This window comes from Paraburkholderia sp. IW21 (genome assembly GCF_041321145.1).
Taxonomy (GTDB): domain Bacteria; phylum Pseudomonadota; class Gammaproteobacteria; order Burkholderiales; family Burkholderiaceae; genus Paraburkholderia.
Window position 1 is genome coordinate 594671 of sequence record NZ_JBGGWA010000001.1, and the last position, 16892, is coordinate 611562.

The window sequence follows — 16892 nt, forward strand, 5'->3', positions numbered from 1 at the left end:
GCTCATGACTCGCGCAAAGCCCTTGTTTTACGGCACAATCGACGGCCTGACGTTTGCCGTTCCCGCCATGAAGCTGCTGCTCATCGAAGACAACCCCACGCTGGCGCACTGGCTCGCGAAGATGCTGGAGCAGGAGGCGTTCGCGCTCGACACCGTGCAGGACGGCGACGCCGCCGACCGTCTGCTGCGCACCAGTCACTACGACGTGATCCTGCTCGACCTGAACCTGCCGAAGCTCTCGGGCAAGAACGTGCTGCGCCGGCTGCGCCAGCGCGGCGACGCCACGCCGGTGCTGATCCTGACCGCGAGCGGCTCGATCGACGAAAAGGTCGAACTGCTAGGCGCCGGCGCCGACGACTATCTGGTCAAGCCGTTCGAAGTGCGCGAGCTGATTGCGCGGATCAAGGTGGCGATCCGCCGGCAGTCCCCCTCGAAAGCCAGCGAGGTGGTGTGCGGCGATCTCGCGTTCGACATCGACACGCGCCAGTTCACGCTGAAGGGCGCGCCGCTGAACGTCACGCCGCGCGAGCGCTCGGTACTCGAAACGCTGATTCTGCGGTTGGGAAAGACGGTGACGAAGCCGGCACTCGTCGACGCGATCTTTACGCTCGCGGATGAGCCGAGCGAGGACGCGGTCGAAATCTACATCTCGCGGCTGCGCAAGAAGCTCGACGGCAGTTCGGCGGCGATCGTCACGCTGCGTGGTCTCGGCTATCTGCTGCGCAAGAAAGAAGATGACCAATAGCCTGCGCATGCGCCTGCTGTGGTGGCTGCTGGTGCCGCTCGCGTTATACGTGTTCGTGACCGGCAAAGCCGAGTACGACAACGCGCGCCGCACCGCCGATCTCGTGCAGGACAACGAGCTCGTCTCGTCGGCGCGCATGATCGCGGGCGAGGTGGAATGGGTGGACGGCTTTCTGCGCGTGGACGTCCCGCCTGCCGCGCTTGAGGTGTTCGTGTCGCCGTATCGCGATCAGGTGTTCTACAGCGTGAGCGTCGACGGCGGCCCCCTGCTGGCGGGCTCGCCGGATTTCCCGCAGCGCGCGGCGCAGGCGCCCGACACGCCGGACCACTACGACGCCGATCTGCACGGCCAGCGAGTGCGCGCGGTCGGCCTCGTGCGTCTGATGTACGACAATGGCGCGACGCGCCGCGTACGCGTGACGGTCGGCAAGACGGTGCGCTCGCGCGACGCGATGGCGGAGCAATTGTGGCAACCGCAACTCGTGCGGCAGATCGAAATGATCGTGCTGGCGGTGGCGCTGGTGTGCATCGGTCTGACCTTCGAGTTGCGGCCGCTGATGAAAGTGAAGGAAGACGTCGCCGACCGCGACCCGATGCAACTCGAACCGATCCGTGTCGAGCGCCTGCATACTGAGTTGCGGCCCATTGTCGAGGCGATCAATCAATGTATCGCGCGGCTCGGCGTGCAGGTGGCCGCGCAACGGCGGTTTATCGCCGACGCCGCCCACCAGTTGCGCACGCCGCTCACGCTGCTCGGCACGCAGTTGCAGTTCGCGCGCCAGCAGGACGGCCTGAATCCCGCGCTCGACGAAGCGCTTGCCGCGATGCACCGCAGCAATCGTTCGATGGTGGGTTTGACCAACAAGCTGCTGTTGCTCGCGCAAGCCGAAGCCGCCGACAACACGCAACTGGCCAATGAGACGGTTGATCTGGTGCCGGTGGCCATGGAGGTCGTGGAGGATCTGGCGCTGCTCGCGCAGGCGAGGGACATCGATCTGGGTGCGGAACTGAACGGTCCCGCGCCGGTGGCGGGACATCGTGGCCTGCTTCAGGCGCTGATCGCCAACCTCGCGGAGAACGCGATCCGCTATACCGGCAGTGGCGGCCACGCCACGGTCGCCGTCAGCGCGGACGCCGATACGGTCACCGTGTCGGTGCGGGACGACGGCCCCGGCATTCCGGCCGAGTCGCGGGGCCGCGTGTTCGAACCGTTCTTCAGGGCGTCGACGGATACGGAAGGAACCGGACTCGGCCTCGCCATCGTGCGTGAAATTGCGGACGCGCACCACGGAGAGATCGCGCTCAAGCCAGGCGAGGGTGGCAAAGGTGTGCACGTGACGGTGTCGTTTCCACGCGCAGCGCCAGACAAGGTTGGCTTTTAATGTGAAGCCTGAAATGGAGGCGGCCCGCACCTGAGACGAGGTGGGCCGGCTCCCCAGCAGAGGATCGACGCATCGTGTTTTCAGGCAGCTTGCGCGGACGCTTGCTGTGGTGGCTGTTGCTGCCACTGGCGGTGTTCGTCTCCATTTCCGGCATGATTTCGTACCGCAACGCGCAGACCACGGCCGACCTGGTTCAGGACAACGCGCTGTTATCGTCGATACGCATCATCGGCGAGGACATCGACTGGGATAACGGCAACGTCTCCATCCAGATTCCGCCGGCCGCGCTGGAACTGTTCGAGTCGCCGGAACAGGACAGCGTGTTCTATCGGGTCGAGGCGAGCGGCCACCGTCTGCTGGCGGGCAGTCCCGAGTTGCCGCTGCCGCCTCGCGCGGGCGACGACCCCACGGTCTACTCCACCCATCTCGACGACGGCCGCGCCGTGCGTGCGGCCACTTACGTGCGGCAACTCTACGACTCGGGCCGCACCGAGGAAGTCATCGTAGCGGTCGCGAAGACGGAGGGTTCGCGCGACGCCATGGTGTGGCGCCTGTTGCGGCCGCAACTATTCGGCGAGGTGCTCACGCTGGTGCTCGCGATGGTTTTCGTCTACCTCGGGCTGACCTTCGAGCTGCGGCCGTTGATGAAGGTGAAAGACGACGTTGCCGATCGCAACCCATCGCAGCTGGAACCGATACGCGTGGCGCGACTGCATGTCGAACTGAGGCCGATCGTTGAAGCGATCAACCAGTGCATCGCGCGTATGGGCCAGCAGGCTGCGACCCAACGGCAATTCATTTCCGACGCCGCGCATCAGTTGCGCACGCCGCTCGCGCTGCTGGTCGCACAGATCCAGTTCGCGCGGCAGCGCGAGAATCGTGACGTGCCGCTCACCGAAGCACTGGCCGGCATGCATAAAAGCAGCCGCAAGCTGACCACCTTGACCAACAAGCTGTTGCTGCTCGCGCAGGCCGAGTCGGCCGCGCCGTTCAATGCACGCGAACGGGTCGATCTGAGCGCGTTGATCGCGGGCGTGCTGGAGGAACTGATTGCGTTTGCGCAGTCCCGTGAAATCGATCTCGGCGCGGAACTGGAAGACGGTCTTTACGTAGCCGGCGACGAGGCGTTGACCGCGGCGCTCGTGACCAATCTGGTCGACAACGCCCTGCGGTATACGCAAGCCGGCGGCCGCGTGACGGTGGAGACGCAGCACGACAAAGGCATGGCGATCGTGCGTGTGATCGACAATGGCCCAGGTATCGAAGCCGATGCGAGGGCGCGCGTATTCGAGCGCTTCTATCGTGCGTCGAACCACGCCGACGGAACCGGCCTCGGCCTGCCGATCGTGCGGGAAATCGCTCACCGGCAGGGCGGCACGGTCACGCTGGAATCGGGAGAGGGCGGTGTCGGCCTGGTCGCCACCGTCGAAATGCGGCTATGGTCGGCAGCGGTTTGACGCGCTGCCGCGTAAGGGGAGACATATGAAACTGCTGCTCGTTGAAGACGACGCCGATCTGGCGCGCTGGGTGATGAACTTGATGCAGGTCGAAAACTTCGCGATCGACTGGGCCCAGGACGGCGAGCGGGCGGAGACGCTGCTCGACTTGCAGTGCTACGACGCAGTGCTGCTCGATCTGCGGCTGCCCGGCATCGGCGGCAAGGATGTGCTGGCGCGTCTGCGCCGCAAACGCGACAACGTGCCGGTGCTGATGCTCACCGCCAACGGCTCGACCGACGACAAAGTGGCCTGCTTCTCGGCCGGCGCCGACGACTACGTCGTCAAACCCTTCGAAGCACGCGAGCTGGTGGCGCGCATCAAGGCGCTGATCCGCCGCCAGGCGGCGGGCGACAAGGGCCAGTCGATCGACTGCGGCAATCTGCGCTATCTGTTCGACTCGCGCGAATTCGTGCTGCAAAACGAGCCCTTGCCGTTGCGCCGGCGCGAACACGCTATTCTCGAAACCCTGATGCTGAAGCAGGGCAAGACGGTCTCGAAGTCGACGCTGATGGACAAAGTTTTCACGCTTGACGACGAACCCAGCGCCGATGCGATCGACATCTACATTCACCGCTTACGCAAGCATCTCGCCAGCTCCAGCGCGAAGATCATGACCTTGCGCGGGCTCGGCTATATCCTGCGCGAAGAAGAGCCGCGCGAGGCCTTTGCCGAAGGGCGATAACCCTGTCGTCGCCATAGTCGGCATTGTCCGTAAGGTTTTCATAAGGTTCCCCGTTGCATATTCGGCGCACTGAGTGAGCGCGAGCGCGCCCGCTCGCCTCGCCGAATTAAATGCTTATTAACCGGAGAACCCGCTTGCTAGAACCCTCGAATTTTCGCGTTGCCGACATGCGCAACAAAGTGCCCGAGGCAACCCTTGTCTTCTGGGCGATCAAGATTCTGGCGACCACTGTGGGCGAGACCGGTGCGGACTATCTGGCTGTGCACGTCGGACTCGGCACCGCGCTCACCGGCGGGATGATGCTGGTGCTGCTCCTCGCCGCATTGGCCGTGCAGCTTCGCATGCGCAAATACGTGCCGTGGATTTACTGGCTGACCGTGGTTCTGGTCAGTGTGGTCGGCACGCAGATCACCGATGCGCTGACGGACCAGCTCGGCATCAGTCTTTATGCCAGCACGATCGCGTTTGCCATCTCGCTGGCGGTGGTGTTCGCGCTCTGGTATCGCAGTGAGCGGACGCTGTCGATTCACACCATCCATACCACGCGCCGGGAGCTTTTCTACTGGGCTGCCGTGTTGTTCACGTTCGCGTTGGGCACGGCAGCCGGCGATCTCGCGACGGAAGCGTTGGGACTCGGCTTCATGGTCGGCGTCGTGGCCTTCGGCGGACTGATCGCATCGGTGAGCGCCATTTACTACGCCGGCGGGAATCCGGTGCTGACTTTCTGGCTTGCCTACATTCTGACGCGGCCGCTGGGTGCTTCGTTCGGCGATCTGCTTTCGCAGTCGCGTGCATACGGTGGCGTCGGCCTCGGGACGATCAACACGAGCGTGCTGTTCCTGAGTGCGATCGTCGTGCTGGTCATCTTTGCGAGCGCGATCGAGCACCGGTCCGTGCGGGCCACCGCAGTACGTGAACCTTGAGCGCGCATCGCTCGAAAAAGCCTATACGTAGTCCCCTTTTCAATCGAATATCGGATCAAACGGAACGAGCATAATCATGAATCAACGTACTCTCAGCAAAGCGGTCATCGCTTCCTTCATCGCCATCTCCGCAATCAGCTTCGGGCATGTCGAAGCAGGCAGGATCGGTATTTCGTCGGCCGAGGCGGCAGAACCCGCCAAGGCGTCGAAGCTCGGCGATCTCTCGCCGTTCCGCAAGATTGCCGCCGACACCGCGGCACTCGTCGACAAAGGCAACCTCGCCGGCGGCAAGGCACGGATCAAAGATCTGGAACTCGCATGGGACGACGCCGAGCCTTCGCTGAAGCCACGCGCCGCAGCGGACTGGCACACCGTCGACAAGGCGATCGACCGCGCGCTGAGCGCGTTGCGCGCCGACACGCCGAACGCAGCGGAATGTAAGCAGTCGCTTGCCGATCTCCTGACGGTGATGGATCGGATGAGCGGCAAGGCCTGACTGAGACCGCTACATCACGCCGAGCTGTCGGCCAGCGACGCCCCGTCACGCACGCAGAACGCTGATTAAAACGCGGCGGTATAAATCGCCAACGCATCGGCTTCGGTAACGGGCCGGGGGTTATTCACCAGAAGCCGCGTTTGCAACATCGCGTCGCTCGCCATCCGCTCGAGCCCGCCACGTTCGATGCCGACATCACGCAGCCGCGCCGGAATCCTGGTTGCGGCAATCATCTGTTCGAGCCGTTCGATCAGCGCCAGCGTCTTGCTTTCGGCGCTGCCCGTTGCACCCGGCACGATCACGTCCGCGAGTTCCGCGTATAGATGAGCCGCTGCCTCAGCGTTGAATCGCAACACGTGCGGCAGCACGAGCGCGTTCGAAAGGCCGTGCGGCACGTGATAAATGCCACCGATCGGATACGCGAGCGCATGCACGGCGGCCACCGGCGAATTGGCAAACGCCTGGCCGGCGAACGTCGCGCCGAGCAACATCGCTTCACGCGCCTCGCGGTTCTGGCCGTTCTCGCAGGCGGGCAACAGATTGCGCGACAGCAGTTCCAGCGCCTTCACCGCGAGCATGTCGGAGACAGGGTTCTTCAAATGCGCGGACGTGTACGCCTCGATCGCATGGACCATGGCGTCGACGCCGGTCGCCGCGGTGGCGGCAGTGGGCAGGCCGAGCGTGAGTTCCGCGTCGAGAATCGCCAGATCGGCGATCAGCTGCGGCGCGACCACGCCCATTTTCTTCGCTTCACCCACCGTCACGATCGACACGGCCGTGACCTCGGAGCCGGTGCCAGCAGTGGTCGGCATTTGCACGAGCGGCAAGCGCGAGACGGTGACTTTGTTCACGCCGTACATGTCGCCGAGCGCTTGCTGCTCTTGCGGCGCCAGCACGGCGATCAGCTTCGCTACATCCATCGACGATCCGCCGCCGAGCCCCAGCACGATCTCCGCGCCGGCTTCGCGCGCCCGCGACGTCGCCTCGAGCACGATGTGCTCGGGCGGATCGGCGATCACGTCGTCGATCACGGTGGCATTCCAGCCGTGCGCCGCGAGATCGGCGAGCGCCGGATTCAGCAGCCCGCTCTGGTGAAGAAAGCCGTCCGTGACGACGCATAGACGCGTAAGCGTCGGAAACTGCGCGCGCAGCAGAGCGCCGAGGCGGCGGGCCGCGCCGAACTCGACCACCATCGTCGGCACGGTTTGAAACCGGAATGCGTTCATCATGCTGCGTCTCCTGGCACCATATGGCTTGTGACTTCGCGCCGGTCGAGCAGCGGAATGATCGTCCCGAAGCCAAGGCGTTGAAAATGCTCGGTATCGCGATGCTCGGCGAGGCCCTCGGCGTCGCTGTATTGTTCCAGAATCACGAAGTGGTCTGCATCGAGCGGCGAGCGGAAGAACTCGTAGTACCTATTCTTGGGCTCCGCGCGGCTCGCCGCGGCGAGTTCCGTGAGGGGTTTCACAATCGCGTCGCCGTTGCCGGGTTTGGCGAAATAATGCGCGATCACCTGCAGGTAAGCATTAGCCATCGATTACTCCAACAAGATGGGGACTTCAACGTTCAGAATTCAGATTCCACCTTCGCTGTCGCGGGTGGAGACCGCGACAGCACCGTTCTTCAATGCATCGAACACGTCGCCCGTATTGCAGACGAAGCCCGATGGAGGATGGGCGGCAACGCCTTGCGGTCTTGCCTATACGGCGCGCGCAGCAGTTCGACTGCCGCGATGTTCGCTTAACGCTGCATTGTATTTGATGAGCACGGCGTTGGCGGCGTCGCAGGCGGGGCGATACCACTTCGCGAGATTCTGACCTCGACTTCGCCGCGAGAGCGCTGGAGCGACGTAGGGATTTCCACTATAACGCCGCTGCGTGCTGCGATCGCCAGCTTTGAGGAAGATACGGATAACTAACCTGGTTTCACGTCCACACGAAGTGGATGGCGGCCACTGACCAGCGCGTACCGAGGTGTTTGTCGTACCGCATGAGCCCTTGATTCATCACGCAAATCTATTGGGTTAATAAGATTATTTCGATTCTTTATTGAGAATGATTCGCGTTTACGTTAAATTGGCGCTCTTCCCTTGAGAATACGGAGCGAATCCATGGCTGAGGTGCTCATCCGGCGGGGCCGTTCAACAGCGATACCGATGTCTGTTCTCAGCGCTCCAGATCCGCAGCTGACGCGCCGCCACGCCCGCTCCGTCGATTGGGAGAAGGGGGCGCTGCTCGACGTGCTGATCGCCAACCGGCCCATGCTCGTCAATCTGGCGCGCGGCTTCGTGGGTTGCGCGGGTCTCGCGGAAGACGTGGTGCACGACGTGTTCATCAAGCTGATCGACTTCCCGGATCAGGATGCCGTGCGGCAACCTGTCGCCTATGTGACCCGCATGGTGCGCAACGCGTCGATCGACGCCTTCCGCCGCCAGAGCCTCGAAAACACCTATCACGCCGACGAAGACGACGGTTTGCACGTGCCTTCGCCGGAACCGTCGCCCGAAGCGGCGCTGCTTGTGCGCGACACGCTGCGGCAGGTCTGCAACGCGCTCGAACAGTTGCCGCCGCGCAGCCGCGCGGCGTTCGAGATGGTGCGCTTGCGTGAGGAAACGCTGCAAAGTGCCGCACGCGCGCTCGACGTCTCGCAAACGCTGGTGCATTTCATGGTGCGCGACGCCGAGAAACATTGCGCCGATTGTCTCGATGCCTGCAATCGCGGCGTGGCCGGTCCCGCGTTCTGCAACGGACGCGCACGCCGGCGGTAAAAAAGCGCGCGCATCAAACGTCAATTGAGTAGAAGCGCTGTGGGTACGACATACCGCAGCCGCTGATGCGGGATAAACGAAAGGAAAATTCCTGCGGCATCCTGACCATTCATCGACCGGGCTATTCATCATGACGCAAGCGCAGCAAACCTCCAACGCCGTAGCAGGCGAAGCGGACGACCTCGTCTATACGGTCGTCGTCAACGACGAAGCGCAGTACTCGATCTGGCCGACATTCCGCGCCGTGCCCGCCGGCTGGCGCGAAGTGGGGGTGAGCGGTCCGAAGGCCGCATGCCTCGCTCATATCGAGAGCGTGTGGACCGATATGCGTCCGGCCAGCTTGCGCCGTCACATGGACGAGGCCGCCTCGAAGGCGAGCGCATCGTAATCGGACAGGCCCCGACAAGTCCACGCCATGTCGCTTCTGCAAGAGGAATTCGCATGACCATGCTTTCGATGCCGCTGCCCACGCTCGCCGATGTATCGATCGAGCCGGGGCTGCCAACTGTCGTCTCGCCGCGAGCGGGCGCGGAGATTTCACTGGAAGAAGCGGTGACGTTGCTGCATGCGATCGCTGACGACACGCTCGAACGGGCCGGCGCCGTGCTATTCACCGGCTTTCGCGTCGCCTCGATCGATGCGTTTCAACGTTTCGCCGGTTCATTCGGGCATCCGCTGATCGGCTATGAATTCGCGTCGACGCCGCGAAGCCAGGTGGAAGGCGCCGTCTACACGTCGACGGAATATCCGCCGCATCGTTCGATTCCGCTGCATAACGAGCAGTCGTACACGCGCGAGTGGCCGTTGCGCATCTGGTTCCACTGCGCGCTCGCCGCGCGCTCGGGCGGCGCGACGCCGATCGCCGACAGCCGTGCGATCTATCGTGCGCTCGACCCGGCGCTCGTCGCGCGCTTTGCGAAGCGCGAACTGCTGTACGTGCGCAACTTTGGGCAAGGGCTCGATCTGCCGTGGGAGCAAGCCTTCGGTTCGAACGACCCACGTATGGTCGAGCGGATTTGCCGCGCTCGCGGCATCGACTGCGAATGGCGGGATAGCGAGGACGGCGAACTGCTGTTGCGTACACGCGAGCGCTGCCAGGCCGTGGCGCGCCATCCACGCACCGGCGAGCAGGTCTGGTTCAATCAGGCGAATCTGTTCCACCTCTCGTCGCTCGACGAAGACATGCAGGAAGCGTTGCTCGATTCGGTCGGGCTTGAAAACGTGCCGCGCAATGTCTATTACGGCGACGGCGAGCCGCTTGAGGCAGATGCGTTGGCGGAAATCCGCGGCGTGCTCGACCAGCAGCGCATCGTGTTTCCGTGGCTGACGGGTGACGTGCTGATGCTCGACAACATGCTGACCGCCCGCGCGCGCGATCCATTCGAAGGACCGCGCAAGGTTGTCGTGGCGATGGCGCAGAGCTACCGCGCAGGCGCTGGCCACGGCCAAAACCAAAACAATGGCGACGAACGGACGGCCGTGCCATGACGAAAACGCAGGGCGCGGCACTCGCGGCGCATTCGCTGACGGTCGGCTACCGCGATCATGTCGTGCTCCACGGCCTGAACCTGACGATCGCGGCCGGTCGCGTCACTGCATTGTGCGGGCCGAACGGTTGCGGAAAGAGCACCCTGCTGCGCACGCTCGCCGGTTTGCAAGCGGCGCTCTCCGGCAGCGTTGAAGTCGACGGCAAGCCACTCGCTTCATTCCGGCGCCGAGCACTCGCACGCACGCTGACCATGCTCGCGCAATTCAACCAGATTCCATCCGGCCTCACCGTGCGCGAGTTGGTCGCGTATGGCCGCTACGCGCATGGCGGCTGGCTGCGCGGACTTTCGCGCGCCGATCACGCGGCGATCGATGAAGCGCTCGTCACCAGCGGTCTCGCCGACGATGCCGCGCGCGACGTCGCCGCGCTCTCAGGCGGCGAGCGCCAGCGCGCGTGGATCGCGATGGCGCTCGCGCAGCAGGCGCCGATCGTATTGCTCGACGAACCGACCACCTATCTCGACATCCACCATCAGCTGGACATTCTGCGTGAGCTGCGTCGGTTGAATCGCGAGCGCGGTCTGACGATTGTCTGGGTGCTGCACGACCTGAATCAGGCCGCCGCGTACAGCGACGAAATCGTGCTGATGCGCGCCGGCCGCATTGTCGCGCAGGGTTCGCCCGAGGCAATGCTCGATCCGCGTCATCTGAACGACACCTTCAGCGTGCCGATGCTCAAGCTCGCGCATCCGCGGACAGGTGCGCCGATGTGCGTGCCGGCCTACGAGGGCGATGTTGCGGAAATAGCGGGCGTCGAACTCGACGACGCGACATTGAGCAACGCCGCATCGACAAGCAAGGACCTCGTTGCATGACGACGCTCGCCGCGCGCAAACGCCTGCGCCGTCACGAACCCGCAATCGATAGCGGGTGCGCGCCCGTAAAAAGTCGCGCACGGACGATCGGCGCCGCGCTCGTCGCGTTGATCGTCTTGGTATCCGCGATGCGCCTCGCGCCCGGCTTTCGCACATGGCTTGCCGCGCCCGCGGGCAGCGATGCCGCGCAACTCGCCGGCATTCTGCTGTTCGACCTGAGCGTGCCGCGCGTCCTGGCGGCGTTGATCGCTGGCGGCTGCCTCGCGGTGGCTGGGACGTTGTTCCAGTCATTGACGCGCAATCCCCTGGCTTCGCCCGATCTGCTCGGCATCACCGGCGGGGCGCAACTCGGCCTGCTCGCCGCGATGCTGGTGCCCTCGCTGGCGGGCGTGGCGTCGGTGCCACTGCTGTTCGTCTGCGGTCTCGCGGCCGCCGCGTGCGTGGCCGCGGCAGCAGGCGGCTGGCGCGCGACGCCGTTGCGGCTGGTGCTCGCCGGCAGCGTCTGCATGCTGCTGTTTTCCGCGCTCACCACACTGATTCTCGCGTTCTTCGAGCAAAGCATCGTCGGCGTGTCGCTGTGGGCGAGCGGCAGTCTTTATCAACCGGGCGCGACGGGTTTGAAAATCGCTGCCAGTTGGCTCGTGTTGCCGCTCATCGCGTTGCCGTTCGTGATCCGCCCGCTCGACCCGCTCGCACTCGGCGACGATGCTGCCGCGGCGGCCGGCGTGCGCGTGGACGCGACGCGGCTTGCGGCGATGATGGTGGCGGTCGGTTTCGCGAGCATCGCTGTCAGCATAGCGGGACCGCTGTCGTACGTCGGTTTGATCGCGCCGAATCTGTTGCGCGAGGCACGCGGCGCGAAGGCCTCGCGGCTGGCCGCGCTCGTGCCGCTTTCCGCGTTGGTGGGCGGCGCGTTGGTGCTCGTCACCGATAGCGCGGTGCAGGCGCTCGATCTCGACGCGACGCTTTCGACCGGTGTGGCGATCGCTTTTGTCGGGACGCCGCTGATGCTGGCGATGATCCGCAGCGGCGCGGCGTGGTCGGGCGCGTTGCACATCGGCCAGGATCGTCCCACCGCGCGCGCCGGGACGCGCTTCGTGCGAATGCTCGATGCGTGGCCGTGGCCGCTGACGGCGACACTCCTGCTGATGTTCGGCATCCTGATCGTGTGTGCGGGCGCTTCGTTCGGCCCGGCCACGATCGGTGTGCATCGCTGGCTGGCAGCGTTCGATCAGCGCGACGAACTCGCGCGCATGCTGCTCGACCTGCGCCTGCCGCGCCTCATCTGTGCGTTGCTGGCGGGCGCGTTGCTCGCCGCGAGCGGGGTACTGATGCAGAGCATCGTGCGCAATCCGCTAGCCGGGCCGGAAGTGCTCGGTGTCACGCAAGGCGCGGGCCTCGCTACCCTGGCGGCGCTCGTCGCGTGGCCGCTCGCCGGGCATTCGATGCTGGCTATTGCCTCGCTCGCGGGCGGTGGTGTGACGCTCGCGCTCACGCTATGGCTCAATCGACGGCATCGCTATGCGCCACTCGCGGTGGCGCTGACGGGCATCGTGATCGGTACGCTGTGGACGACACTGTCCCAATGGCTCATCACGCAGCAAAGCGTGCAGCCCGCGCGTTTCGTGGTGTGGCTGGCCGGCGGCACGTACGGGCGCAGTTGGGGCGAAGTGAAGACGCTGCTGCCGTGGTGCGTGCTGGCCGTGCCTGTGTTTGTGCTGCTGGCGCGGCCGCTCGACCTGCTCGCATTGGGCGACGATCAGGCCGCCGCGCTCGGCTTGCCGATCGGTGTGTTGCGTCCGCTGGTGCTGACCGTGGCGATGCTGGCCGCGTGTGCCGCGGTGGCCGCCGTCGGGCCAGTGGGCTTTATCGGTTTGATGGCGCCGCATCTCGCATCGATGCTGGGGGCGCGTGCCCATCGAACACGCTTATGGCTCGCCGCCGCGTGCGGTGCGCTGGTGTTGGTGGCCGCCGATATCGCGGCGCGCACACTGCTTGCGCCGCGCGAAATCCCTGCGGGCGTGCTGACTGCGCTGATCGGTGCGCCTTATCTGCTTGCGCTGCTGATCGTGGAGGCTCGGCGCGAGAAGCGAGGCAAACGGTGAGGGGGCAGCGGGGTCATGCGTTGGCCGCTGCAACGGGTCACGACGCGCACGCGCAATGCTTCGCTGGGTACGCGCCGGAATCGATCGCGCATTATCTGGAGCATGTGTGGCTCGGCAAGCCTGACGCGAGCGGCGAACCCGCGCTGGCGGAGGACGATGCAAATAAGCCGACCATCATACCCGTAGCGGAATTAGCCAACCATCGCACCGGCTTGCTCGATGCAATGGTCACGCTATACGGCGGCGAGCGTGAAACGCATGCGCGGGCGCTGCTGTCGCAATGGAGCAAGTACTACTTCGGCTTCGCGGCCACTGCTGGTTTTGTGGCAGCGGCGTTGATGCGCCGTGCGCTCGACATGTCACCGCAAAGGACCCATATCGTGCTGCGAGGCGGGCTGCCTGTCGCGCTCTATTTCGCTCACGACGCGTTGCAGCCGGTCGCAACCGGTTCCGCGAGTCGCTATGCGCCGCTCGTCGACCATCTGAACTCGGTGATCGAAACGCTCTGTGCGATGACGCAAATCGCTCCGCGCGTGTTGTGGAGTAATGCGGGCAATCTGCTCGATTACCTCTTCGAACAATGCGCGCCGCAATTCAACTTGACCGAAGACGCCGCCTGGCTCTTCGGCCCGCTCGCCGCCGATGGCGAGGCCAACCCTCTGCGCATGCCGGTGCGTCAAGCCACGCCGCTCGCCACGAGCTTGCCGAATCCGTTTAGCGCACGGCGGGTGTGCTGCGTACGTTATGAAATTCCTGGAGAGACGCAACTGTGTGGACGCTGCCCCCTGTTATTGACGATGAGCGACGCGGAAATCGCATTGCAGGACGCTTCGCATTGACGCGCCGCGCCAGGAAAGCGCAACGGTTGAAGCGGCGTTGCGCGGCCACTGTGGTCGCGATTGCGGTGGCGCTCCTTGCCAACACCAATGCGTTCGCGCAAGGTAGCGCAGCCAAGGCGCGCCGCGTCACGACACAGGTGGCCGGAACCTGCACGTCACGCGCCGGCAACCCAAGCGTCTCGCAAGCGAGCCCCTCGCTGCCCGTGCGACCGAAGCGCATCGTCGTGCTCGAATTCATGTTTGCCGAAGATTTGGCCGCGCTTGGCATCACCCCGGTCGGCATGGCCGATCCCGAGTACTACCCGGGGTGGATTGGTTACGACAACGCGCGCCTTGTCTCGGTGCCGGACGTCGGCATGCGCCAGGAACCGAGTCTCGAAGCGATCGCGGCGGCCAGGCCGGACCTGATCCTTGGTGTCGGCCTTCGTCACGCGCCGATTTTTGCGGCGCTCGAACGGATCGCACCCACCGTCCTGTTCAAATACGGCCCCAACTTCACCGAGGACGGCGCGCGCGTGACGCAACTCGATTGGAGCCGCAAGATTCTGCGCACCATCGGCTGCCTGACGGGGCGAGAGGACGCGGCGCGCGCGATCGAGGCCACGGTCGATGCAGGTCTTGCACGCAATGCGCGACGCCTCGCACAAGCGGGCCGGCAAGGCGAGCAGGTCGCGTGGTTGCAGGAGTTGGGGTTGCCCGACCGTTACTGGGCGTTTACCGGCAACAGTACGGCAGCGGGCGTGGCACGCGCGCTTGGCCTCACATTGTGGCCGGCGGAACCGACGCGTGAAGGCACGGCCTATGTGACGTCGGAGGACTTGTTGAAAAAGCCGAATCTGACGGTGCTGTTCGTCAGCGCGACCGAGCGCGATGTGCCGCTCGCCACCCAACTCGATTCGCCGATCTGGCGCTTCGTCCCGGCGCGCCGCGCGGGGCGCGTCGGTCTCGTCGAACGGAATATCTGGGGTTTCGGCGGGCCGATGTCCGCGCTGCGGCTGGCCGACACGATGACGGACACATTGCTCTCTCTGCCGGCGCCGGCCCACTCATCTCATCCCACTGTGCCGTCAGCAACCTCGGCGTCCTGCACGGCCTGCGCCGCGCCATAAGTCTCGCTGACGATACTGCCGTTATCCAGCTTCAACACGCGATCCGCGAGAGGGAAGTAACGATCGTCGTGACTGATCACCAGCACCGTCTTGCCGCGCGAGCGCAATTCCGGCAGCAGTTGCTCATAGAACACCGCCTTGAACTGCGGGTCCTGATCCGCGGCCCATTCGTCGAACAGGTAGAACGGCCGGTCTTCCAGATACGCGACGACCAGCGCCAGCCGCTTGCGCTGGCCTGTGGAAAGCGCGCGCGTCGAGAACGCGCCGTTCACCACCTGCACCTTGTGGTCGAGCGCCAGCTTTGCAACCAGCGCATTGGCACGGGCATCGGCCTGCGCACGCGACGCGTCGTTCGGATCGACGATGCCGAGCAGCGCGTCGAACAGATGGAAGTCGTTGAACACCGCCGTGAAGCACTGGCGGTACGCGGCGCGTTCGGCGAAGCCGACCGGTTTGCCGTCCAGTTCGATCGTGCCGTCTTCCGGCTCATACAGGCCGGTGAGCACTTTCGCGAGCGTCGTCTTGCCGCTGCCGTTGCCACCCACGATGAACACCAGTTCCCCTGGTCTGAAAGTCAGATTGACCGGGCCCACCCGGAACATCCGCTCGTCGCGTTCATGGAAGTACGAGTGCGTGACATTGCGCAGCGTAAGCGTCCGGTACGGCGCGTGCGATACGTTTTCATCCAGCGGCGGCGCGGTGCGCAGTGCGCCGAATTCGCCCATGACCTTTTCGATGCGGTCGAGCGAGACGCGCGCCGCGTTCAGCGTCGGCACGTTGTTGAGCAGGCCGTCCAACGGCAGCAGCATGAACAGGAACACCACCACGTAGCCCGATGCCGACGGCGCATCGGCGTGCACGCCAAGCGCCGGCCAGAACGCTGCGACGCCCAGAAACACGTAGAACAGGAACACGATCCAGCCGACCCCGACCGCATAGGCGCTGAACGCCTGGCGCCGATGATCGCGCACCTCGTCGATCGCGGAGCCGAGTTGGCCGTCCACGAATTGACGCGAGCGTGCCTGATGCAGCTTCAGTTCCTTTGCGCCCGTAAACAGCGCGCCGAGATACCCGAACAGTTTGTCCTGCGAGCGGCCGGCGGCTTCGAGCGAGGCGATCGCCCGCTTGTCGCCCGCGTGATAGCCGAGTGAGCCGACCAGAATCGCCGCAACCGCAAACAGGCAGACCGGCCAGGACAGCCACGCCAGGTAGCCGAGGCAGCCGAACACGATCGAGCCGTGCATCACGAGATTGGGCAACGCGAAAAACAGCATCGACACATTGGTTGCATCGTCGGTCAGCACCGACTGCACGGGCGCCGCGCCGATCCGTTCGACGTCGCGCAGCTCGGCCTCGGCGACGCGGCGCGCGACGTGCTCGCGCAACTGCGCCATCGTGTCCTGCGACAGCCGCGCGAACAGTACGCCGGTGATGACGCGCGTGACGAGCGCGATCACCGCGCATAGCGCAAAACGCAACGCGAGCGACATGTCGGCGGCGCCCGGTTGCGACAGCGCGCGGCTTAAGGTCGCGACAAGCAGCACGCTCGCGATGCCGTTCAGCACGCAGGCGGCGAGCGCGATCGCGAAGGCGCCGCGTGAACGCTTGAGCAGCGCGACGATCAGGCGCATGGCCGGTTTGCCGGGCGCTTTGGCGGCGGTGGAAGGAGAAGGCGAGGGTGGCGCATCGTAGCGCTCGTCGGCAGCGGTCATCGGCAATGGGTCGCAGTGGGTCGCAATGGATCGGTGAACTGCCGCGGGAGTGCGGCAAATCGGCGGGGCGCAAAGACGTGCCCCTCGCCTGATAGACGAATGGCCGCTGCAAACCTTTACCCTCTATCGCCGTTTGTCTCCGCTTGCCAGCGTCATTGAATAAAAAAGATGCAGTCCGAATAAATTGACGCAGGCGGTAAAGAATTGCGCTTGCGGATCGTCACACCAATGAAGCGGCCCATCGCGGCTCGCGACTTGGCCGACACGGCCA

16 protein-coding genes are annotated in these 16892 nt (G+C 64.7%); 13 read left to right on the plus strand and 3 right to left on the minus strand.

Annotated features, from left to right (window positions below):
• Positions 1-67: 67 nt before the first annotated feature.
• The 6 genes from ACAX43_RS02630 (at position 68) to ACAX43_RS02655 (ending at position 5726) form a co-directional block, all read left to right on the plus strand.
• Entirely contained in the window at positions 68-745 is a 678-nt protein-coding gene (locus ACAX43_RS02630) for a response regulator (RefSeq protein WP_370707083.1), read from the plus strand.
• Complete coding sequence (locus tag ACAX43_RS02635) at positions 735-2126, plus strand: sensor histidine kinase (RefSeq protein ID WP_370706858.1); 1392 nt, start codon at positions 735-737, stop codon at positions 2124-2126. The genes ACAX43_RS02630 and ACAX43_RS02635 overlap by 11 nt, the downstream gene beginning before the upstream one ends.
• Positions 2127-2200: 74 nt before the next feature.
• Positions 2201-3583, plus strand: a complete 1383-nt coding sequence (locus tag ACAX43_RS02640) for a sensor histidine kinase (RefSeq protein ID WP_370706859.1) — start codon at positions 2201-2203, stop codon at positions 3581-3583.
• A 25-nt stretch (positions 3584-3608) separates the two neighbouring features.
• Positions 3609-4307, plus strand: coding sequence for a response regulator (locus ACAX43_RS02645; protein WP_370706860.1), 699 nt, complete (start codon positions 3609-3611; stop codon positions 4305-4307).
• Positions 4308-4474: 167 nt separating this feature from the next.
• Positions 4475-5230, plus strand: a complete 756-nt coding sequence (locus ACAX43_RS02650) for a hypothetical protein (RefSeq protein ID WP_370707084.1) — start codon at positions 4475-4477, stop codon at positions 5228-5230.
• A 76-nt stretch (positions 5231-5306) separates the two neighbouring features.
• The gene (locus tag ACAX43_RS02655) at positions 5307-5726 is read left to right on the plus strand and encodes a histidine kinase (RefSeq protein WP_370706861.1); all 420 of its coding nucleotides are present in this window, start codon (positions 5307-5309) and stop codon (positions 5724-5726) included.
• A gap of 65 nt (positions 5727-5791) precedes the next feature.
• Here ACAX43_RS02655 and ACAX43_RS02660 read toward each other — a convergent pair whose 3' ends face one another.
• On the minus strand, positions 5792-6952 hold the full coding sequence (locus ACAX43_RS02660; protein ID WP_370707085.1) for an iron-containing alcohol dehydrogenase: 1161 nt from the start codon (positions 6950-6952) through the stop codon (positions 5792-5794).
• Positions 6952-7260 carry a putative quinol monooxygenase gene (locus ACAX43_RS02665; RefSeq protein ID WP_370706862.1) on the minus strand — a complete coding sequence of 103 codons (309 nt, stop codon included), beginning with the start codon at positions 7258-7260 and terminating at the stop codon, positions 6952-6954. Before ACAX43_RS02665 ends, ACAX43_RS02660 begins: the two co-directional genes overlap by 1 nt.
• Before the next feature lie 576 nt (positions 7261-7836).
• Between ACAX43_RS02665 and ACAX43_RS02670 the strand changes: the two genes are divergently transcribed.
• From ACAX43_RS02670 to ACAX43_RS02700, 7 genes are all read left to right on the plus strand, one after another.
• Positions 7837-8493 carry an RNA polymerase factor sigma-70 gene (locus tag ACAX43_RS02670; protein ID WP_370706863.1) on the plus strand — a complete coding sequence of 219 codons (657 nt, stop codon included), beginning with the start codon at positions 7837-7839 and terminating at the stop codon, positions 8491-8493.
• A gap of 130 nt (positions 8494-8623) precedes the next feature.
• Positions 8624-8881 carry an MbtH family protein gene (locus tag ACAX43_RS02675; RefSeq protein ID WP_370706864.1) on the plus strand — a complete coding sequence of 86 codons (258 nt, stop codon included), beginning with the start codon at positions 8624-8626 and terminating at the stop codon, positions 8879-8881.
• Positions 8882-8934: 53 nt separating this feature from the next.
• Positions 8935-9981, plus strand: coding sequence for a TauD/TfdA family dioxygenase (locus ACAX43_RS02680; RefSeq protein ID WP_370706865.1), 1047 nt, complete (start codon positions 8935-8937; stop codon positions 9979-9981).
• Positions 9978-10856: an ABC transporter ATP-binding protein gene (locus ACAX43_RS02685; RefSeq protein ID WP_370706866.1), complete on the plus strand. Its 879-nt coding sequence runs from the start codon at positions 9978-9980 to the stop codon at positions 10854-10856. Before ACAX43_RS02680 ends, ACAX43_RS02685 begins: the two co-directional genes overlap by 4 nt.
• Positions 10853-12961: a Fe(3+)-hydroxamate ABC transporter permease FhuB gene (gene fhuB / locus ACAX43_RS02690; protein WP_370706867.1), complete on the plus strand. Its 2109-nt coding sequence runs from the start codon at positions 10853-10855 to the stop codon at positions 12959-12961. The genes ACAX43_RS02685 and fhuB overlap by 4 nt, the downstream gene beginning before the upstream one ends.
• Positions 12962-12981: 20 nt before the next feature.
• Entirely contained in the window at positions 12982-13800 is an 819-nt protein-coding gene (gene fhuF, locus ACAX43_RS02695; protein ID WP_370706868.1) for a siderophore-iron reductase FhuF, read from the plus strand.
• Positions 13779-14909 (plus strand): ABC transporter substrate-binding protein, encoded by a 1131-nt coding sequence (locus tag ACAX43_RS02700; RefSeq protein ID WP_370707086.1) that lies wholly within the window; start codon positions 13779-13781, stop codon positions 14907-14909. Before fhuF ends, ACAX43_RS02700 begins: the two co-directional genes overlap by 22 nt.
• Here the strand turns inward: ACAX43_RS02700 and ACAX43_RS02705 are convergent.
• Positions 14852-16621, minus strand: coding sequence for a cyclic peptide export ABC transporter (locus tag ACAX43_RS02705; RefSeq protein WP_370706869.1), 1770 nt, complete (start codon positions 16619-16621; stop codon positions 14852-14854). The genes ACAX43_RS02700 and ACAX43_RS02705 overlap by 58 nt on opposite strands.
• Positions 16622-16892 lie beyond the last annotated feature (271 nt).